Here is a 19,462-nt window from a genome sequence, read left to right on the forward strand (position 1 = left end):
GGCCCGCAGGCGGGGGCGCACCGGGCCGGTGCGCCCCCGCCGTGCGCTCAGCCCGTCGGCGTCGCCGGTGCGCCGCCCGCCGCGGCCCGGGCGGCCTCGTAGGCCTGCACCGCCGCCTGCAGGTCGGCCAGCGCCTGACCCTGCGCGGCGAAGTCGCCGTTGCGCTGGGCGTCCTCGAGACGCTGCAGCGCCGCGTCGACGTCGCGCACCGCCTGGTCGAGCTCCGGCGTCGTCGCCGTGCCGCCGTCGGCCGGCGGCGTGGTGGGCTCCACCGGCGTCGTGGGCTCGGTGGGCTCGGTCGGGGTCGCCGGCTCCTGGGTGTCCGGGGTGGTCCCGGCGTCGCCGGAGTCGGTGGCGGTGTCACCCGCACCGGCGCCGAAGACCTCGTCCAGGGCGTCGGAGAGGGTGTCGGCGTAGCCGACCCGCCCGCCGTAGTTGACCAGCACCTTGCGCAGCAGCGGGAAGGAGTTCTCCCCGGTGCCCTCGACGTAGAGCGGCTGCACGTAGAGCAGGCCGTTCGCGCCGATCGGCAGGGTGAGCAGGTTGCCGAACACCGCCTGCGAGTCCTCGCTGTTGAACAGCGTCAGGTCACGCGCGACCTCGTCGTTGGTGTTGAACGACTGCTGCACCTGCTGCGGCCCGCGGAACGGGGTGTTGCCGGGCAGCCGGAGCACCTGGATCTGCCCGTAGGTGTCCGGGTCGCTGGAGGCGGAGATGAACGCCGAGAGGTTCTGCCGGCGGAACGCGTTGAGCGCGCTGGTCAGCTGGAACGTCGCGCCCGGCTCGTCGGGCCGCGCCGCGAGGATGTAGTACGGCGGCTGCGCCTCGTCGGCCGCCGTCGCCTCCTGCGACTGCGTCGGGTCGGCCGGGACCGCCCACCGGTCGTTCTGGCTGTAGAAGTCGCTCGGGTTGCTCACGTGGTACCGGGTGAGGATGTCCCGCTGCAGCTTGAACAGGTCCTCGGGGTACCGCACGTGCTCGACGAGCTCCTGGCTCATCGACTCCCGCGGCTCGATGACGCCCGGGAAGGCGGCGGTGTAGGCCTTGAGGACCGGGTCCTGCTCGTCCCACTCGTAGAGCGTCACGGTCCCGTCGTAGGCGTCGACGGTGGCCTTGACCGAGTTGCGGATGTAGTTGAACTGCTCGTTGGGCAGCGCGGCCGTGCCGGTGCCGGTGAGCGCGTCGGTCGCGGCCTCGCCGAGCTCCATCCGCTCGGAGTACGGGTAGGCGTCCGACGTCGTGTAGCCGTCGAGGATCCACACGACCCGCCCGTCGATGACCGCCGGGTAAGGGTCGCCGTCGACCTCGAGGAACGGCGCGGCCTTCTCCACCCGCTCGCGCGGGTCGCGGACGTAGAGCACCTTCGAGGCGTCGTTGACCGCGCCGGAGAGCAGGAAGTTGCGCTCGCGGTAGTAGATCGCGAACGTCAGCTGCCGGAAGAAGCTGCCGATCGCGACGCCGCCCTCGCCGTCGTAGGTGTTGTTGACCTCGCCGTCGGAGCCGTCCTCGGGCCGGTCGAACTCGCGCGGGGTCGCGTCCTCCGGCGCGCCGACGACCGAGTAGTCCTCGATCAGCTCGCCGTAGTAGACGCGCGCCTGGTCGACGTCGATGTCGCCGACGGTGGGCAGGTCGCGACTGGTGAAGTTCGGCTCGCCGCCCTCCTGCCCGGTGACGACCTGGTTGGCCGGCGCGGCGACGAAGCCGTTGCCGTGCGTGTAGACCGTGTGCCGGTTGATCCAGGTGTCCTGGTTCTCCGAGAGGCTGTTGCTGTCGAGCTCGCGGACGGCGACGACGTAGTCGCGGGTCTCGCCGTCGATGGTGTACCGGTCGATGTCGAGCTTCTCGGGGAAGCCGTACACGTTGCGGATCTGCTGGCGCGCGGTGAACGTGCCGGCCAGCACGTTGGGGTCGAGCAGCCGGGCGTTGGGGATGGTGGCGTCGTCGGCGCGCAGCTCGGCCAGCGCCGCGTCGGTGTCGACCTCGTCGCCGGTGTTGTCCTCCGCGAAGTCGACGTAGTCGACGTCGGAGAGCCCGTAGGCGTCGCGGGTCGAGGCGATGGCCCGCTCGATGTAGTCGGCCTCGCGCTCGTTGGCGCTGGGCCGCACCACGAACTGCTGGACGATCGCCGGGTAGGCCACGCCGATCACCAGGCTCGACAGCAGCAGCAGCACCAGCGCGGCGGCCGGCAGCCGGAAGTTGCGGACGACGACGTTGGCGAAGAACGCGATGGCGCAGAACGCCGCGGCGAACACCAGGATCGTCTTGGCCGGCAGCAGCGCGTTGACGTCGGTGTAGCTCGCGCCGCTGAACAGCTCACCGCGGTCGGAGTAGACGAGGTCGTAGCGGTCGAACCAGTAGGCCACCGCCTTGAGCGCCACGAACAGGCCCAGCAGCACCGACAGCTGCACCATCGCCGCGCCGGTGAGCTTCTGCCCCGGCGTCTGCAGCCGCAGGCCGCCGAAGACGTAGTGGGTGAGCAGCGAGCCGATCAGCGCCAGGATGACGATCGCGAAGGCGAAGCCCAGCAGCAGCCGGTAGAAGGGGTACTCGAAGACGAAGAACGACAGGTCCAGGCCGAACTGCGGGTCCACCCGGCCGAAGGGCACCGCGTTGCGGAAGGTCAGCCAGGTCTCCCAGCTGCCCTGCGCGGTGAAGCCGGCGAACAGGCCGACCACGACGGCGACGGCGGTGAGCACCAGGGTGCGGCGCGGCTCCAGCGACTGCCGGTAGCGCTCCAGGTTCTGCTGCTCCAGCGACATCGGCCGGAACGCGGGCCGGAAGCGGTAGGCGAGGTACACCGCCAGCGCGGTCAGCCCGCCGGTGGCCACGCCGGCCACGGCGAACAGCAGCGCGCGGGTCTGGAGCTCGGTCCAGAACACCTCGGTGTACCCGGTCTCGTCGAACCAGAGGTAGTCGACGTAGACGTTCGTCAGGGTGCCGATGGCCGTGAACAGCACCAGCAGCACGGCGATGGACCCGATGACGACCTTCGCCCGCCGCGACAACGTCGGCACGGACACGGGGGGCCGCATGGCCACGAGCGGTCTCCTTCAGTTGCAGGTGCGGCGCCGCACCCGGGGGGTGCCACGCCGCGGTGGGGCGACCGCGTGCGGTCGGACGGACGTCGTCGCCGACGCCGGCACGGGCCCGTCGTGAGGCAGGTGCCGCCCCGACCAACGACCGGCGCGGCACCGGGTTCCCGCGGGGCCGGTGCTGCCCGACAGCTTCCCCCACGGACGGGGGTCCGTGTCGGGGCCGTCGTCCGGGAGGGTCAGCACCCCGCGGGCGTGCGGCCGGCGCGGAGGTCCTCGAGGGCGGTGAGGGCGTCGTCGAGGTCGCCGACGCGGGCCAGGGTCAGCCCGGTGGCCGGCGAGCCGAGCGCGTCGGCGCAGTTGTCGGCCGGCACGAGGAACAGCTCGGCGCCGATGTCCTCGGCGGCGACCATCTTCAGCTGGATGCCACCGATGGGGCCGACCGTGCCGTCGGCCTGGATCGTGCCGCTGCCGGCGACGACCGCGCCCTCGGTGAGGTCGGTGTCGCCCACCAGGTCGAGGATGCCCAGGGTCAGCATCAGGCCGGCCGAGGGGCCGCCGACGTCGGCGACGTCGATGTCCACGTCGAAGGGCGCCGAGGGCTGCTCGCGCACCGCGATGCCGAGCACCGAGCCCTCCCGGTCCGGCGCGCCCGTCGTCGTCACGGTGGCGGTGCCCGGCTGTCCGAGGCGGGTGTAGGCGACCTCCACCTCGGTGCCGGCCGGGATCCCGGTGAGGACGGACACGAGGGTCGCGGAGTCCGGTGTCGGCTGCCCGGCCACCGACTCGAGGGCGTCGCCCTCCTCCAGCAGCCCCTCCGAGGGCGAGTCCTCGCCGCTCACCCCGCGGACGACGACCTTGACCGGGTAGCCCAGCTCCCCCAGCGCCGCGGCCTCGGCCGACTCCTCCGAGGTGAGGAACGCCTGCCGGTTGGCCTGCTCGATCTCGTCCTCGGTCTTGTCCGGCGGGTACACCGACTCCTCCGGGACGATGCTGACCTCGTCGTCGAACCAGCCGCGGACGGCCTCGACCAGGCTCAGGCCGGCCCGGCCGACGCCGACGGTGGTCAGGTTCAGGTTGCCGCTGACGTCGTTGCGCTCCCGGCCGCGGACGCTGATGACCGGGTCGCCGTCGATGTCGCCGAGGGTGTTGAAGGTGGGGCCGGGCACCTGGGCCACGTAGGGCACCGGCAGCGCCGCGCCGAGGACGCCGGCGACCAGCAGCAGCACCACACCGACGGCGAGGACGGCGATCCGACGGGTCACGACGGGCCAGGGTATGTGGTGGCGCTGGCAGCGTCCGCCGAGAGCGGACGGCCGGGGTGCCGATCCGCCCGCGACCGGGTGATCACGCGTCTACCGTGGGACCCATGAGCGACCTGCCGTTCGGCTTCGGGCTGCCCGACCGCGACCCCGAGCGACGCGACCAGCCCGGCTCGAACGACCCCTTCGGCCTCGGCGCCCTCTTCGGCGCCGGCGGCGCGGGCGCCGGCACGCCCGAGGAGCTGCTGGGCAAGATGCCGCTGTTCGCCGAGCTGCAGAAGCTCATGACCTGGTCGGGCGGCCCGGTGAACTGGGACCTCGCCCGGCAGGGCGCGATCAGCACCCTGGCCACCGGCACCCAGCCGACGTCGGAGGCCGAGCGGGCCGCCGTCACCGAGGCGCTGCGGCTGGCTGACCTGTGGCTGGACCAGGTGACCGACCTGCCCTCCGGCGTCGACCGCGCCGTCGCCTGGTCGCGGGTGGAGTGGGTGGAGCAGACGCTGCCCGCCTGGACGGCGCTCATCGACCCGCTGGCCGAGAAGGTCGTCGCGGCGATGACCAGCGCCCTGCCGCAGGAGGCCATGGCGATGGCCGGCCCGCTGGCCGGGATCATGGGCCGGATGGGCGGGCTGATGTTCGGCGCTCAGGTCGGGCAGGCGATGGGCCGGCTGGCCGGCGAGGTCCTCACCGGCACCGAGGTGGGGCTGCCGCTGGCCCCGGCCGGCTCCGGCGTGCTCGTGCCGCAGAACGTCGCCGCGTTCGCCGAGGGGCTCGACCGGCCCGCCGACGAGGTGCGGCTGTTCCTCGCGCTGCGCGAGGCGGCCTCGCTGCGGCTGTTCGCGCACGTGCCGTGGCTGCGCCAGCAGCTGCACGACGCCGTCCACGCCTACGCCCGCGGCATCACCATCGACCGCGAGGCCATCGAGCGCGGCCTGAACGACGCCATGGGGTCGATGGGCGGCGGCTTCGACCCGTCCAACCCGGAGGCCATCCAGGAGCTCCTGGGCAGCGGGGTGCTCGAGCCGGAGGAGACCCCCGAGCAGCAGATGGCGCTGCGCCGGCTGGAGACGCTGCTGGCGCTGGTCGAGGGCTGGGTCGACGCCGTCGTCGCGGCCGCGGCCGGCGAGCGGCTGCCCGGGCACGGGGCGCTGGCCGAGACGATGCGCCGCCGTCGCGCCTCCGGGGGCCCGGCCGAGCAGACCTTCGCCACCCTGGTCGGCCTGCAGCTGCGGCCGCGCCGGCTGCGGGACGCGGCCACCGTCTGGGGCGCGATGGAGCAGCGGTACGGCGCGGCCGAGCGCGACCGGCTGTGGTCGCACCCCGACCTGCTGCCCACCTCCGACGACCTCGACGAGCCGCTGGACTTCGTCGCCCGCCAGGGCGCCGACGACGAGCTGCGGCGGCTCACGGCCGAGGCCGGGGAGCCGGCCGGCGGGGACACCGACGACAGCACCGACGGCGACGCCACCGACGGCGACGGGGAGACCCCCACCCGCTGACGGCGCCCCGGGAGGCGCCGGGGGGCGGGTCCGCCGTCAGTCGACGAGGTCGCCCTCGTCCGGGTCCGCGGGCTCGGCGCCGTCGGCGCGCGCGGTCTCGACGCCCTCGAGGAAGCCGCGGGCGCGCTCGGCCCGGGGATAGCGGGCCACCAGCGCCCAGAAGCGGGCGTCGTGGCTTGCCTCGAGCAGGTGCGCCAGCTCGTGGACCAGCACGTAGTCGACCACGTAGGCCGGCATCGACCGCAGCCGGCTCGACAGCCGGATGCTGCCGTCGGCCGGCGTGCACGAGCCCCAGCGGCGCTGCTGGTTGTCGACCCACCGGACGCTGGTCGGCCGCGCGGCGCCGTCGAGGTGCGCCTGCGACAGCGTCCGGGCGCGGGCCATCAGCTCGTCGTCCCCGCCCATCGACCGGCGCCGGCGCTCCTCGCGGGTCTGCAGCTTGGCCACCATCTGCGCCACCCAGCGCCGCTCCTCGGCCGGCGTGAACGCCGCGGGGATGAGCACGACCGTGCGCCCGGACTCGCGGTAGGCGGTCACCGTCCGGCGGCGGCGGGCGCTGCGACGGACCTCGACCGGCCCGGGCGCGGACGAGGGGTCGGGGGTCGTTCCGGGCACAGCAGGACCGTAGCCAGCGGCCGGGGTCGACGCGCCCAGGGGCACCACCCACTCGGGTACGAGTCGCACGGACGGTGGACAGCCCGCCGCCCTCGGCGGCGGAGCGTCCGTCCACAGCCGTGTCGCGGCATCACCGCAGGTGACGGCCCCGCGACGGCGCCGTCCGGGCGATCCGCCTCGGGGGTCGTCCCCGGCTTGCGCACAGGGACACGCCGCCGGGTCCCCACGCTGCCCACAGCCCTGTCCACAGGCTGTGGGTGGGCTCCCCCACCGGGTCGGGCCGCCGCGGCGGGCGGACCGTGCGGTCCGGGTAGCGTTCCCCGCGACGGCGCCCGGAGCGGGGGTCGAGCAGCCGGAGGGAGAGACACGGTGGCGGAGAGCTACAACGGCTACTGCGTGAAGTGCAAGGAGAAGCGGGACTTCGACGGCGAGGTCAAGGTCAGCGAGTCCGGCCGCCGCATGGCCCAGGGCACCTGCCCGGTCTGCGGCACCAAGATGAACCGGATCCTCGGCAAGGCGTAAGGCGCTCGCACCGCCTCGACGGCGGCGTCCGCACGGCGGGCGCCGCCGTCGCCGTTCCCGGGCTGTGGACGACCGGAGCGCACCGACGCCGCCGGCTGACACCCTGCGCCGGTGCCCGATCCCGCCCACCCGCTGCTCCCGCCCGGCACGCCGCTGCTCCGCCGCGCGCCCGACACCCTGCAGGTCGGCGGTGTCGACGCCACCGGCGCGGTGCTCGCCGGGGCGGACGTGGCCGCCGTGACCGCGCTGCTGCGCGGGCTCGACGGTCGCCGCACCCAGCGGGCCGTCCTCGCCGACGCCGCCGCCGCGGGCCTGGACCCGGGCCCGGTCGGCGCCCTCCTCGACGGGCTGCGCGGCGCCGGTGCCCTCCTCGACCTCGACGCCGCCGACCTGCTCGCCGCCGACGCCGGCCCCGCCGCCACCGCCCGCACCGCCGCGGAGCTGCCGGCCGCCCGTGACGGGCGGGGAGCCTCCCGCTGGCGGGCCCGGCGGGCGGCCTCGGTCGTCGTGCACGGCGCCACGCGGGTGGGGGTTCCGCTCGCGGCACTGCTCGCCGCCAGCGGCGTCGGCCGGGTCACCGTGGACGACGACGGCGTGGTCGGTGCGGCCGACGCGGTCGTGGGCGGGCTGACCGCCGAGGACGAGGGGCGCCCGCGCGGGCCGGCCGCCGCCGACGCCGTCCGCCGCGCCAGCCCGCTCACCGACCTGCGTCCCCTGCCGCAGGGCGTCTCCCCCGACCTCGTGGTGCTGTCCCGGCCGTGGTCGGCGTCCGACCCGCTGGTCGCCGGCCTCCGCGACACCGGCGTGGCCCACCTCGTGGCGACGGTGCGCGGCGAGACCGGCGTCGTGGGGCCGCTGGTGGTCCCCGGGGTCACCAGTTGCCTGCGCTGCGCCGACCTGCACCGCCGCGACGCCGACCCGCGGTGGCCGGCGCTGGCCGCCCAACTGACCGGCGGCGCGGACGCCCCGAGCGGGTCGACGCTCACCTGCTGGGCCACCGCGCTGGCCGCCGCCCAGCAGGTGCTGGCCTACCTCGACGGCAGCGGCAGCCCGGCCGCGCTCTCGGCGGTCGTGGAGCTGCGCCCGCCGGACCTGGCGCCGCGGCTGCGCCCCTGGCCGCGGCACCCGGGCTGCGGCTGCACCGGCACGGGCGCGGCCGCCCGCTCTCCCGGGTGAGGGCGGCTCCCGTCCGTCAGCGGCCCGTCGGTCCCTCAGGGGACAATGGCCGGGTGAGCGACGACGCACGGGGGATCCCGCGGGGCTCGATCTCGCGCACGGCGAGGTTGGCCTCCCTCCCCCTGGGGGCCGCCGGTCGCGCCACGCTCGGCATCGGCAAGCGGCTGTCGGGGCAGTCGTCCGAGGCGGTCAACGCGGAGCTGCAGCAGCGCACCGCCGAGCAGCTGTTCGCCGTCCTCGGCCAGCTCAAGGGCGGGGCGATGAAACTCGGCCAGACGCTGTCGGTGTTCGAGGCGGCCGTGCCCGACGAGGTGGCCGCCCCCTACCGCGAGGCGCTGGTGAAGCTGCAGGAGGAGGCGCCGCCGATGCCGGTGCGCACCGTGCACGCGGTGCTCGCCCAGCAGCTCGGCGGGACCTGGCGCACCCGCTTCCGCGAGTTCGACGACCAGCCGGCCGCCGCCGCCAGCATCGGCCAGGTGCACCGCGCCACGTGGCGTGACGGCCGCGACGTCGCCGTCAAGATCCAGTACCCGGGCGCGGCCACCGCCCTCATGGCCGACCTCAACCAGCTGGCCCGCTTTGCCCGGCTGTTCGCCGCGGTGTTCCCGGGGCTGGACGTCAAGCCGCTGATCGCCGAGCTGCGGGCTCGGGTCATGGAGGAGCTCGACTACGGCCTGGAGGCCGACGCGCAGCGGCAGTTCGCGGCGGCCTACGCCGGTGACGGCCAGATCGTCGTCCCGCGGGTGGTGGCCAGCGCGCCGAAGGTGATCGTGTCCGAGTGGCTCGAGGGCCTGCCGCTGTCGCGGGTGATCACCGATGGCACCGCCGAGCAGCGGGACCGGGCCGGCCACCTGATGGCGGTGCTGCACTTCTCCGCGCCCTCGCGGGCCCGCCTGCTGCACGCCGACCCGCACCCGGGCAACTTCCGGCTCGTCGAGGGCGACCGGCTCGGCGTCATCGACTTCGGCGCCACCGCCCGGCTGCCCGACGGGCTGCCCGAGCCGATCGGCCGGCTGGTGCGGTGGGCGCTGGAGGGCCGGGCCGAGGACGTGCTCGCCGACCTGCGCACCGAGGGCTTCGTCCGGCCGGGCGTGGCGGTCGACGCCGCCGGGGTGCTCGACTACCTGCGGCCGATGCTCGAGCCGATCGTCAGCCACAACTTCCGCTTCACCCGCCGGTGGATGCAGGAGCAGGCCGCCCGCCTGGCCGACCCCCGCAGCGAGGCCAGCCGGCTGGGGCGCCAGCTCAACCTCCCGCCGGCCTACCTGCTCATCCACCGCGTGACCGTCGGGTCGATCGGCGTGCTGTGCCAGCTCGACGCCGCCGCCGACTACCGCAGCGTGCTCGAGGAGTGGCTGCCCGGCTTCGTCGGCTGAGCGCCCACGGACAGGAGGCCGGGTCCCCGACGCACCGGGAGCGTCGGGGACCCGGCCTCGGCCGGTCGGCCCCGCTGCAGGGCCCCGCCACGAGCTCGCGAGTGGTGGGGGGGCAGCGGGGTCCTTCGTCAGCGGACCGCGGCGCTGGCCCGCGCGGCACGCCGGCTGGCGTACTCCGCGCGACGGGCCCACCGGCGGGCCGCCCGCAGCCGGCGCGTGCGCCCGGCGGCGTCGGCCTCGGCACGCAGCTCGCTCAGCCGCGTGACGGCGAGGTCGTACTCGTACGTGGTCATCTCGGTTCCTCACGGTCTCTGGTGGAACGTCTTCCGGTTCTTGTCGGCCCCGTCCCGAGGCTCACCCCGAGCCTGCGAGGGGTGAGGGGGACGGGGTCCTTCGTCACGCCGCGACGACCTTGCGGGGACGACCCCGCGGTCGCTTGCGCGGGATGACGACACCCCGCTCGAAGATCTCGCCGCCCCAGACGCCCCAGGGCTCGCCGCGGTCGAGCGCACCGGCCAGGCAGGCGTCGCGGACCGGGCAGTCGCCGCACAGGACCTTGGCCTGCTCGAGGGCCGCGGGGCTCTCGGCGAACCACAGGTCCGGGTCGTCGGTCCCGCGGCACGGCAGCGGTCGCCGCACCGGGGCCGGGGCCAGGGGCGTGTGCGGCGTCCTCGGCGGGGCGCCACCGGTCCGGGGGAGCCCGGTTCGGCGGTGGGACGTCGGGCGGTCGATCGTCTGTAGCACTGCCGCTCCTCCTCGTACTCGTCGTCTGCGCGGCCGGCGGGGCCCGCCGACCGGGTGGTCGGGGCCGGGTGCCGCGGAGAAAGACGAAGGCCGCGGATCCCGGGTTCGGGTTCCGCGGCCTCGAGGAGGACCGGTCGAGCGGCTAGCTCTGCGGTCTCCCCGGGGAGTGGATCCCGAGGGTGGTGCGCTGCGTGGAGATGTGGGTGTCGAAGACGTCGGTGCCGGTGACGCGGGTGCCGAACGGCGCGGCGGTGCCGCCGACGGTGGGCACACCGGTCCCCTGGACCGGGGCGTCGGGCGCCGTGCAGGCGCCGCCGATCAGCTCGGAGGGCACCAGGGCACGGACGAGCGCGTACCGGTCACGGGTGGGCGGAACCGCACCGGTGCCGGCCGGACGCACGTCGAGGGCGCCCCAGGCGGAGACCCCGGCGGGGGCGAGAGCGAAGCGCGTGTCGATCATCGGAACCCCTCCTCCCGGGGTCGGAGCCGGCTGTCGCACCGGGCTCGGTCTGGCGCGCCCGTGGTGGTCCCTCGGGCGCAGTCAGGACAGTAGGGAAGGTCGCGCGGGCGGCGCAACGCATTTAACGGGCGGGTCGCCCGACGGGTGGGCGCGTCCGCCGCGGACCGACCCGTCGGGACGATCCGTGACCGCTCAGCCGCTGAGGGTGGCCAGCACGTCCTCGCCGTAGAGGTCGAGCTTGCGGGCGCCGATGCCGGGCAGCCCGGAGAGCTCGCGCAGGCTCGAGGGCCGGGCCTCCGCGATGGCCTGCAGCGTGGCGTCGGTGAACACGACGTAGGCCGGCACCGAGGCGGCCTGGGCGGTGGAGCTGCGCCAGGCCCGCAGCCGCTCGAAGAGCTCACCGGCCTCGCCGTCGAGGACGACCTTCGCCTTCTTCGCCTTCCGCGGCGGCGCCGGAGCGGTGGGCGTGGACCCGGGGACGAGCCCGTCGAGGAAGCGGCTGCGCGGGCGGGGCCGCTTGGCCCCGGGGTTGCGGACCAGCGACCACGACAGCGTCAACTGCTCCCGGGCGCGGGTGACGGCGACGTAGAGCAGCCGCCGCTCCTCCTCCACGGCGTCGGGCCGCGACAGCGACTGCGCGATCGGCAGCACGCCGTCGACCAGGCCGACGACGAACACCGCGTCCCACTCCAGGCCCTTGGCCGCGTGCATCGAGGCGAGCGTGACGCCCTGGACGGTCGGCGCGTGCTGGGCGTCGGCCCGCTCGGCGAGGTGGGCGACGAAGCGCGGCAGGTCGGTGGTCGGGTCCTCGGCCACGAGGTCGACGGCGAGGTCGACCAGGGCGGCCAGCGACTGCCAGCGGTCGCGCGCCGCTCCCCCGGGCGGCGGGCGGTGCTCGACCCAGCCGGTGGAGGCCAGCACGTCGCGCACGGTGGTCACCAGGGCGCCCGGCTCGCTGCCGCCCGCCGCGGCGCCGCGCAGCAGGACGACGGCCTCGCGCACCTCGGGCCGCTCGAAGAACCGCTCGCCGCCCTTGAGCACGTAGGGCACGCCGGCGTCGGCCAGCGCGGACTCGTACACCTGCGACTGCGCGTTGATGCGGAACAGCACGGCGATCTCCGACGCCGGCGTCCCGGCCTCGATCATCGCCCGGCAGGCCTGCGCGACGGCGGCGGCCTCGGTGGGCTCGTCGGGGTGCTCGAGGAAGCGCGGCTCGGGGCCCTCGGCGCGCTGGCCGAGGAGCTTGAGCCGGAAGGTGCTCCTCCGCTCCGGCGCCTGCCCGATCAGCTTGTTCGCCAGCCCCACCACCTGCGGCGTCGAGCGGTAGTCGCGCTCGAGCTTGACCACCGCGGCGTCCGGGAAGCGGTCGGCGAACCCCAGGAGGTAGTCGGGGTCGGCCCCGGTGAAGGAGTAGATGGTCTGGTTGGGGTCGCCGACGACGCACACGTCGGCCCGGCCGCCCAGCCACGCGTCGAGCAGCCGCTGCTGCAGCGGGTTGACGTCCTGGTACTCGTCGACGACGAAGTGCCGGTACTGGCCGCGCACCTGCCGGGCGACGTCGGGGTGCTCCTCGAGGGCGTAGGCGGTGACGAGCAGCAGGTCCTCGAAGTCGAGGACGCCGTCGCGCTGCTTGGCCGACTCGTAGGAGGCGTAGACCCGGGCGACGGTCGCGGCGTCGAACGGCGGCTCGCGGCCGGCGGCCTGCGCGCGCTTGGCGTAGTCCTCGGGGGTGGCCAGGGTGGTCTTGGCCCACTCGATCTCGCTGGCGAGGTCGCGCAGGCTGGTGCGGTCGGTGGTCAGCCGGGCGCGGGTGGCCGCCGACGCGACCAGGCGCAGCTTGTTGTCCACCAGCGGCGGCATGGGACCGCCGAGCACGCGCGGGGCGAAGTACCGCAGCTGGCGCATGGCGGCGGCGTGGAAGGTGCGGGCCTGCACCCCGCCGACGCCGAGGCCGGCCAGCCGGGACCGCAGCTCCCCCGCCGCGCGGGCGGTGAACGTCACCGCCAGCACCTGCTCGGGGACGAACGCGCCGGCGTGCACGCCGTAGGCGATGCGGTGGGTGATCGTGCGGGTCTTCCCCGTGCCGGCACCGGCGAGGATGCAGACCGGGCCGCTGACGGCCGAGGCCGCCTCGCGCTGCTCGTCGTCGAGGCCGGCCAGCACCGCCTCGGCGCCGGCGGAGGTGGCCGGGGACCCGGGCAGGTCGGCGGTCCGCGGCATGCGGGAGGTCTCCTCGGGGGACGGGGCGGGCGGTCGGCACCGAGTGTCCCAGCCGGTACCGACACTGGGCCGGGACACCCCGCGGGCACGGGAAGGTCCGCCCGCCGGTGCGCGTTCCTGACCGAGGGAGCACCGCTCCCCGAGCCGACGACCCCTGGAGGACCCCGAGTGACTGCCGCACCCGCCGCCGTGACGATGTACACCACCACCTGGTGCGGGTACTGCGTGCGGCTCAAGAAGCTGATGCAGCGCGAGGGCATCCCGTTCGCCGAGGTCGACATCGAGCGCGACGCCGCCGCGGCCGACGTGGTCATGCAGGCCAACGGCGGCAACCGCACCGTGCCCACGCTGGTCTTCGCCGACGGCACCGCGCTGACCAACCCCAGCATCGACCAGGTGCGCTCGCAGCTCGACCGGTTGCCGGAGGCCTGACCGGCGGGTGCTGCCGAGGATGGGGCCGGTGGCGGTGCATCATCGTGGCCGCGCGGGTCGCGACCGTGACCCCCACCCGACCACCGGCCACCGGGCCGCACACCTCGCGGGAGCCGCTGTCGTGACCTCGGACTCCGTGCCGTTCCCCGCACCCGGCCAGCCGGCCGACTCGCCGTCGGTGGTCGTGGCCCGCACCGGACGCGGCTGGCGGGTGTTCGCGCCCGGGTGCGCCCAGGACGTCGACGACCTGCTCGAGGGCCTGTCGCTGGCCGACCTGGTGGCCGAGGAGCTCGGCTCCCAGGCCGAGCCCGACCGCGCCGCCCGCCGGGCCGCCCGCGGTGCGACCGGCGACGCCGACGCCGAGGACCCGCGCGACGCCCGGATCGCCGCGCTGGAGCGGACGGTGGCCCAGCTGGAGCACGCCCTCGCCGCCCGCGTCGTCACCGAGCGGGCCATCGGCGTGCTCGCCGAACGGCACGCCACCGCGCCGCGGTCGGCCTTCGAGGTGCTGCGCGGTCAGGCCCGCTCGCTCGGGCGGCCGGTGCACGAGCTCGCCCGTGAGGTCATGGCGACCCTCGACCGGCTCGCCGACCCCACCCCGCAGCCCGCGGCCGACGCCGTCCCGGCGCTGGCGGCGGTCCCCCGCCGGACGGGGCCCCGGCGGGTCGAGCGCGGGTCCCTGCGTCCCGGCGCCTCCGTCCCGGCGGACGGCCGCCCCTGAGGTCGCCGCAACCGCTGACCCCGGGCGCGCTGGCCGACCGGCTGGCCGCCCTCCTCGCCGACGCCGAGCCGCTGCCCGGCGCGGCCGCGCTGCGGGTCGGCGTCGACGGTCCCGACGTCGCCGACCCGGAGACGCTGGCCCGCGACGTGGCCGCGCGGCTGCCGGCGCTGGGCCGCCCGGCGGTCGTCGTCCCCGCCGCCGGGTTCCTGCGGCCGGCGTCGCTGCGCTTCGAGCACGGCCGCACCGACCCCGACGCGCGCTACACCGACTGGCTGGACACCGGCGCGCTCGCCCGGGAGGTCCTCGACCGGGTCGGGCCGGGCGGTCCGGGCGAGTACCTGCCGGTGCTGTGGGACGTCGAGCGCGACCGCGCCGCCCGTGCCGGCTACGAGGCGATGCCGCCGCGCGGGGTGCTGCTGGTGCCCGGTGCGCTGCTGCAGGGTGCCGGGCTCGCCCTCGACGTCGTCGTGCACCTGCGGGTGGCCCCGCTCGCCCGGCGCCGGCGCTGGCCGGGCGACCTCGCCTGGGAGCTGCCGGCCTTCGACCGCTACGACGACGAGGTCGACCCGGCCGCGCTGGCCGATGCCGTCGTGCTGGCCGATTCTCCCGGGCACCCGGCGCTGGTGCTGCAGGGCCGGTGGGCGCCGTCCGGGGATCAGGTGACCTGATCGTGGCGGGTCCTCCCCCACGGTGGGACGTGCGGGAGGACGCCCGGGGGTGCGGGAGGACGTCGCCGGGAGGCGGGTCAGCCCAGCTCGCCGTCGACCCAGCGGTCGATGAGGTGGCGGGCGATGGAGACCGGCGGCGGCAGCGCCTCGGGACCGCGGCCCGCGCGCAGCTCCTCGCGGGTGAACCAGCGGGCCTCCTCGATCTCGGTGGGGTCCAGGCGCAGCGTGTCGTCGCCCACCGCGCGCGCGACGAACCCGAGCATCAGCGACTGCGGGAACGGCCAGGGCTGGCTGCTCACGTAGCGGACGTCGGTGACGGCGAGGCCGACCTCCTCGGCCACCTCGCGGGCCACCGCGCCCTCGGCGGACTCCCCCGGCTCGACGAACCCGGCGAGGACCGAGTACCGCCCGGGCGGCCAGACCGCCTGCCGGCCGAGCACGCAGCGGTCCCCGCCGTCGTGGACGAGCATGATCACCGCGGGGTCGGTGCGCGGGAACAGCTCGGTGCCGGTGACCGGGTCGCGCTGCACCCAGCCGGCCCGCTCGATGGTCGTCGGCGCCCCCGACAGCGGGCTGAACCGCGCCCGCTCGTGCCACTCGAGGATGCCGATGGCCTCGGCGAGCAGGCCGGCGTCGAGGTCACCGAGGACGGCGCCGAGCTCGCGCAGCCCGGTCCAGACGTCGACCGGGCGGCCGTTGACCGTCAGCGCGCGCTCACCGCGGACCGCGGCGTAGGGCGTGCCGTCGGCCTCGCCCAGGTAGACCGCGCCCAGCGGCAGCTCCGGCTGCTCGTCCCAGACCAGGGCCGGGCCGTCGGCACCCTCGGCCACCGGCACGGTGCGCCGCTCGTCGACGGTGAGCACCCGCACCGGCCGGCCGCGGGTCGGGTCGGGCAGCGAGCGGCCGAGGTGGTCGCGGTCGTGCGCCGAGCGGGACAGCACCGGGACGGTGCCCGTCGTCCGCGGGGTGCCGGCCGGCCAGGCCCCCCGGGAGACGACGTCGACCGGCGGGTTGTCGGCCGGCGTGCTCCCGCCCGGCGGGACGCTCACGCCGGGTCCGCCGCCGCGCTCGCGGTGACGTCGACCGGGCCGAGGGCACGCAGCGCGTCGGTGACCCGCTCGGCGTCGCCGACGACGACGCCGGTCAGCGCGGCCGGTGCCAGGTACCGCCGGGCGGCCTCCTGCACCTGGTCGACGGTGACCTCGGCCAGCGCGCGCTGGTGGTCGGCGAGCCACTCCGCCGACAGCCCCGACCCCGCCAGCGCCGAGAGCGTGCTGGCCAGCCCGGCGTGCGTGGCCGTGGACAGCGCCATGGACCCCAGGACGTAGCGGCGGGCGGCGTCGAGCTCGGCCTCGGTGACCGGGGTGAGGGCCATGCGGCCCAGCTCGGCCCAGGTCTCGAGGAAGGCCGGGGCGGTCACCTCGGTGGCGACGTCGGCCTCGACGAGGAACGACGACGCCGCGGCGAGGTGGTCGACGGCGCTGCGCGGGCTGTAGGAGTAGCCGCGCCGCTCCCGGATGTTCTCCACCAGCCGCGAGGAGAAGTAGCCGCCGAAGACCATGCTGGCCAGCCGGACGGCGGGCAGGTCGGGGTCGGTGCGCCCGGGCGCCGGCCCGCCGAGGCGGATGTTGGACTGCACCGCGCCCGGCCGGTCGACGACCTCCAGGTGCCCGGGGGCGAGCGTGGGCGCCGGGGGCGCGCCGACGGCGGAGCCCTCGCCGGTCCACTCCCCCAGCGCCGCGGCGACGGCGTCGGTGGCCCCGGCGGCGTCGAGGTCGCCGACGAGCACCAGCGTGCTGCCGGCCGGCAGCACCCGCTCGCGGTGCAGCCGGCGCAGCGCGGCGGCGCCGACCTTGCCGACCAGCTCCGGTGCCGGCAGCTGGGCGGCGTAGGGGTGGGCGCCGTAGCGGCGGGCGGCCAGCGCCGACCGGGCGATGACCCCGGGCTGGGAGCGGGCGATGGCGATCCGCTCGGCCACCCGGTCGCGCTCGGCCTCCACCCGGTCGGCCGGGTAGGCGGCGGCGGTGAGCACCTCGGCGAGGACCCCGAGCACGGGGGCGAGGCCCTCGGCGAGCAGGGTGGTGGAGAACAGCAGCCGGTCGGGGTCGGCGGCCACCGTCAGCTCGGCGCCGTGGCCCTGCAGCGCCTCGGCGATGCCGGTGGCGTCGTGCTGCGCGGTGCCGAGCAGGACCGCGCCGGAGAGCACCGACGCGCGGGCGGTGTGCTGCGCGGCGCCGCGCGGGGTGCCCGCGGCGAAGGGCACCCGCAGCCGCAGCTCCACCAGCGGGACGCCGGGCCGCGGCACGACGACGACCTCCAGCCCGCTCGGCAGCGTCGTCGTCGCCACCTCGGGGACCGGCTGCGGACGCGGCTCGCCCAGCGGGGGGATCAGGTCCAGGTCGAGGACCGGCGCGCTCACCGGGCACCCCCGGTGGCCCGCAGCTCCAGCACGGCGGCGGTGCCGGGATCGAGTCCCCGGGCCGCGGCCTGCACCTGGTCGGGGGTGACCGCGGCCAGCCGGGCGGCCAGCTCACCGGCCAGCTCGGCGCGACCGTGGACCAGCTCGGCCGCACCGAAGGCGAGCGTGCGGCCGAGGACGGAGTCGGCCTGGCGCAGCAGCTGGGCGCCGGCGCGGGCCTGCACCCGGGTCAGCTCCTCGGCCGTCACGCCCTCGCCGGCGACCCGGCCGATCTCGTCGTGGACGGCGGCGAGCACGTCGTCGACCGGGACCGACGCCGGGTGGTGCACCTGGGTGGTGAGCAGCGTGGCGTCGCGGACGTCGAACGGGTCGCCGAACAGGCCCACGTAGCTGCTCTGCGCCACCGCCAGCCGGTCGTCGTGCACCAGCCGCCGCTCGAGGCGGGAGGCGTCGCCCTCGCTGAGCAGCTCGGCGAGCAGCACGGTGCCGAGGTAGGTGTCGAGGTCGCCGACCGGGTCGGGCACCCGCCAGCCGAGCGCGACGGCGGGCGCGGGCGCCAGCCGGTCCTCGACGACGTCGCGGCGCACCGTCGTCGGCGAGGGCTCGCCGGTGTGCGGCGTGGGCGGCACGTCGCGGGCCTCGACCGGGCCGAACCAGCGGCGGACCAGCCGCTCGGTCTCCGCGACGTCGAGGTCGCCGCCGATGCACAGCACCGCGTTGCCGGGTGCGTAGTAGCGGGAGAAGAAGTCGGTGGCGTCGGCGACGGTGGAGCTCTCCAGGTCGACGAAGGACCCGTAGCCGTCGTGGGTGTTGGCGAAGCTCTCGAACGCGATCTGCGGCAGCTGCAGCCAGGGGAAGGCGCCGTAGGGGCGGTTGAGCACGTTGACCCGGATCTCCTCCTTCACCACGTCGATCTGGTTGCGGAGGTTCTCCTCGGTGATGGCCGGCGCCGCCATGCGGTCGGCCTCGAGGAACAGCGCGCGCTCGAGCGCCTCGGCCGGCAGCGCCTCGTAGTAGTTCGTGTAGTCCTGGTGGGTGGAGCCGTTGAACGTGCCGCCGGCGGCCTGCACCAGGCGGGCGTGCTCCATCTTCGGCACGTGCGCCGAGCCCTGGAACATCACGTGCTCGAAGAGGTGGGCGAACCCGGTGCGGCCCTCCGGCTCGTTGCGCATGCCCACGTCGTAGAAGACGGTCACGGCGACGACCGGCACGCTGCGGTCGGGCGCGAGGACGACCCGCAGCCCGTTGTCCAGCGCGAGGCGCTCCACCGGGTGCCGCAAGGTCAGATCGGCCCCGACTGCTGTCACGGACCGACCCTAACCACGTCCGACGACGCGGCGCCGGGCGGCCGACGACCCGGACCGCGCGGTCACAGCACGTCGATGTCGCCGACCACCCGGTCGATGACGCCGTAGAGCTCGGCGTGGGTGTTCGGGATGGAGAGGTACAGCAGCGCGGGGTCGGGCCGGCCGACGTCGACGACCACCAGCGCCGCCCGCTCGCCGGTGGAGTCGTAGCCCTCGACGTCCCAGGTGAGCTGGAACTCGATCAGGTGCGCGGCGTGCCCGTCGACGGTGAGCGCCTCGTCGCGCAGCACCTCGCGCTCGTTGGGGAACGGGTAGTAGGCCGTGCGGACGCTGTCGGCCAGCGCCGTCACGGTCGCCTGCTCGCTGCCGGGCCCGCTCCAGCCGTAGCCGTCGCTGACCGGGCCGGAGGTGCACTGGGCGATGAAGTTGCCCCCGGTGGGGATCTCCTCCTGCGTGACGAAGTACTGCCCGGCGATGGTGCGGGTCTCGGGCATGAGGCCGAGGTCGTACTCGAACCAGCCGTTGCCGAGGAACGGGTAGGAGATGCCCGACTCCTCGTCGACGATCCGCACGGTGCCCGGCGGGAAGGGGGTGCCCGACGGGCCGGCGGACACCGGCGGGTCCTCGGGCACCGGGGGGGTGCCGGCACCGGAGAAGCCGACGACGAGGGCGACCACCACGACGGCGACCACCGCGAGCACCGCGCCCCCGAGCCACCACGCCGTCCGCGGGCGCGGGGGCGGCGGCGAGGACGGGCCGGCCTGCCAGCCGCTCCCCTGCCCGGCGTCCCACCCCGGCGGCGGCAGCGCCGGGGCGGCCACCGGTGCGGCCACCGGTGCGGCCTGGACCGCCACGCCCGGCCCCGCCGGGGTCGTGACGTCGGACCAGGTCTGCCCGTTCCACCAGCGCACCGTGCCCGCGGCGCCGTCGGGGTCGGGGTACCACCCCGCCGGTGCGATGGTCTGGCCGGGTCCGCTCACGCGGTCAGGGTAGGACGACGAGGGCGCTG

General features: G+C 76.0%; 18 protein-coding genes. 7 read left to right on the forward strand and 11 right to left on the reverse strand.

The annotated features are described in order from the left end of the window. Positions 1–47: 47 nt before the first annotated feature. Positions 48–3,032, reverse strand: a complete 2,985-nt coding sequence (locus ACI780_RS00770) for a UPF0182 family membrane protein (protein ID WP_457000506.1) — start codon at positions 3,030–3,032, stop codon at positions 48–50. Positions 3,033–3,271: 239 nt separating this feature from the next. Next, positions 3,272–4,297, reverse strand: a complete 1,026-nt coding sequence (locus ACI780_RS00775; protein WP_457000419.1) for a YlbL family protein — start codon at positions 4,295–4,297, stop codon at positions 3,272–3,274. 104 nt (positions 4,298–4,401) lie between these two features. On the opposite strand from ACI780_RS00775, the gene ACI780_RS00780 reads away from it, so the two are divergent. Next, positions 4,402–5,793 carry a zinc-dependent metalloprotease gene (locus tag ACI780_RS00780; RefSeq protein WP_457000420.1) on the forward strand — a complete coding sequence of 464 codons (1,392 nt, stop codon included), beginning with the start codon at positions 4,402–4,404 and terminating at the stop codon, positions 5,791–5,793. A 36-nt stretch (positions 5,794–5,829) separates the two neighbouring features. On the opposite strand, the gene ACI780_RS00785 is transcribed toward ACI780_RS00780, so the two are convergent. Beyond that, entirely contained in the window at positions 5,830–6,408 is a 579-nt protein-coding gene (locus ACI780_RS00785) for a M48 metallopeptidase family protein (RefSeq protein ID WP_457000421.1), read from the reverse strand. Positions 6,409–6,777: 369 nt separating this feature from the next. On the opposite strand from ACI780_RS00785, the gene ACI780_RS00790 reads away from it, so the two are divergent. The 3 genes from ACI780_RS00790 (at position 6,778) to ACI780_RS00800 (ending at position 9,482) form a co-directional block, all read left to right on the forward strand. Further along, positions 6,778–6,930, forward strand: a complete 153-nt coding sequence (locus tag ACI780_RS00790; RefSeq protein ID WP_012950213.1) for a DUF5679 domain-containing protein — start codon at positions 6,778–6,780, stop codon at positions 6,928–6,930. A gap of 111 nt (positions 6,931–7,041) precedes the next feature. Further along, on the forward strand, positions 7,042–8,106 hold the full coding sequence (locus ACI780_RS00795; protein WP_456871387.1) for a ThiF family adenylyltransferase: 1,065 nt from the start codon (positions 7,042–7,044) through the stop codon (positions 8,104–8,106). Between the two features lie 53 nt (positions 8,107–8,159). Then, on the forward strand, positions 8,160–9,482 hold the full coding sequence (locus tag ACI780_RS00800; protein WP_456871388.1) for an ABC1 kinase family protein: 1,323 nt from the start codon (positions 8,160–8,162) through the stop codon (positions 9,480–9,482). A gap of 128 nt (positions 9,483–9,610) precedes the next feature. On the opposite strand, the gene ACI780_RS00805 is transcribed toward ACI780_RS00800, so the two are convergent. From ACI780_RS00805 to ACI780_RS00820, 4 genes are all read right to left on the reverse strand, one after another. Further along, entirely contained in the window at positions 9,611–9,775 is a 165-nt protein-coding gene (locus ACI780_RS00805; RefSeq protein ID WP_456871389.1) for a hypothetical protein, read from the reverse strand. Between the two features lie 103 nt (positions 9,776–9,878). After that, positions 9,879–10,121 carry a WhiB family transcriptional regulator gene (locus ACI780_RS00810; protein WP_281252181.1) on the reverse strand — a complete coding sequence of 81 codons (243 nt, stop codon included), beginning with the start codon at positions 10,119–10,121 and terminating at the stop codon, positions 9,879–9,881. A gap of 247 nt (positions 10,122–10,368) precedes the next feature. Next, positions 10,369–10,686 (reverse strand): hypothetical protein, encoded by a 318-nt coding sequence (locus ACI780_RS00815; RefSeq protein WP_456871390.1) that lies wholly within the window; start codon positions 10,684–10,686, stop codon positions 10,369–10,371. Between the two features lie 192 nt (positions 10,687–10,878). Continuing rightward, positions 10,879–12,906, reverse strand: coding sequence for an ATP-dependent helicase (locus ACI780_RS00820; protein WP_456871391.1), 2,028 nt, complete (start codon positions 12,904–12,906; stop codon positions 10,879–10,881). A 168-nt stretch (positions 12,907–13,074) separates the two neighbouring features. On the opposite strand from ACI780_RS00820, the gene ACI780_RS00825 reads away from it, so the two are divergent. The 3 genes from ACI780_RS00825 to ACI780_RS00835 all read left to right on the forward strand — a co-directional run bounded on the left by ACI780_RS00825 (position 13,075) and on the right by ACI780_RS00835 (position 14,727). Continuing rightward, positions 13,075–13,338 (forward strand): mycoredoxin, encoded by a 264-nt coding sequence (locus tag ACI780_RS00825; protein ID WP_457000422.1) that lies wholly within the window; start codon positions 13,075–13,077, stop codon positions 13,336–13,338. Positions 13,339–13,459: 121 nt separating this feature from the next. Next, on the forward strand, positions 13,460–14,059 hold the full coding sequence (locus ACI780_RS00830) for an ANTAR domain-containing protein (protein ID WP_457000423.1): 600 nt from the start codon (positions 13,460–13,462) through the stop codon (positions 14,057–14,059). 146 nt (positions 14,060–14,205) lie between these two features. Continuing rightward, entirely contained in the window at positions 14,206–14,727 is a 522-nt protein-coding gene (locus ACI780_RS00835) for a uridine kinase (protein ID WP_457000424.1), read from the forward strand. Positions 14,728–14,804: 77 nt separating this feature from the next. Here ACI780_RS00835 and nudC read toward each other — a convergent pair whose 3' ends face one another. The 4 genes from nudC to ACI780_RS00855 form a co-directional block, all read right to left on the reverse strand. After that, positions 14,805–15,776 (reverse strand): NAD(+) diphosphatase, encoded by a 972-nt coding sequence (gene nudC, locus ACI780_RS00840; RefSeq protein WP_456871395.1) that lies wholly within the window; start codon positions 15,774–15,776, stop codon positions 14,805–14,807. Next, positions 15,773–17,146: a M16 family metallopeptidase gene (locus ACI780_RS00845; protein ID WP_456871396.1), complete on the reverse strand. Its 1,374-nt coding sequence runs from the start codon at positions 17,144–17,146 to the stop codon at positions 15,773–15,775. The genes nudC and ACI780_RS00845 overlap by 4 nt, the downstream gene beginning before the upstream one ends. Then, positions 17,143–18,453 carry a M16 family metallopeptidase gene (locus ACI780_RS00850; RefSeq protein WP_456871397.1) on the reverse strand — a complete coding sequence of 437 codons (1,311 nt, stop codon included), beginning with the start codon at positions 18,451–18,453 and terminating at the stop codon, positions 17,143–17,145. Before ACI780_RS00850 ends, ACI780_RS00845 begins: the two co-directional genes overlap by 4 nt. 62 nt (positions 18,454–18,515) lie before the next feature. Further along, positions 18,516–19,433, reverse strand: coding sequence for a DUF2510 domain-containing protein (locus ACI780_RS00855; RefSeq protein WP_457000425.1), 918 nt, complete (start codon positions 19,431–19,433; stop codon positions 18,516–18,518). Positions 19,434–19,462 lie beyond the last annotated feature (29 nt).

The sequence above is a fragment of the Geodermatophilus sp. SYSU D00814 genome (assembly GCF_054050055.1).

What these genes read in the sequence shown, in the direction of transcription:
- ACI780_RS00770 (WP_457000506.1), bottom strand. Translation starts at nt 3,032, where the DNA reads ATGCGGCCCCCCGTGTCCGTGCCGACGTTGTCGCGGCGGGCGAAGGTC.
- ACI780_RS00805 (WP_456871389.1), bottom strand. Translation starts at nt 9,775, where the DNA reads ATGACCACGTACGAGTACGACCTCGCCGTCACGCGGCTGAGCGAGCTG.
- ACI780_RS00820 (WP_456871391.1), bottom strand. Translation starts at nt 12,906, where the DNA reads ATGCCGCGGACCGCCGACCTGCCCGGGTCCCCGGCCACCTCCGCCGGC.
- ACI780_RS00815 (WP_456871390.1), bottom strand. Translation starts at nt 10,686, where the DNA reads ATGATCGACACGCGCTTCGCTCTCGCCCCCGCCGGGGTCTCCGCCTGG.
- ACI780_RS00780 (WP_457000420.1), top strand. Translation starts at nt 4,402, where the DNA reads ATGAGCGACCTGCCGTTCGGCTTCGGGCTGCCCGACCGCGACCCCGAG.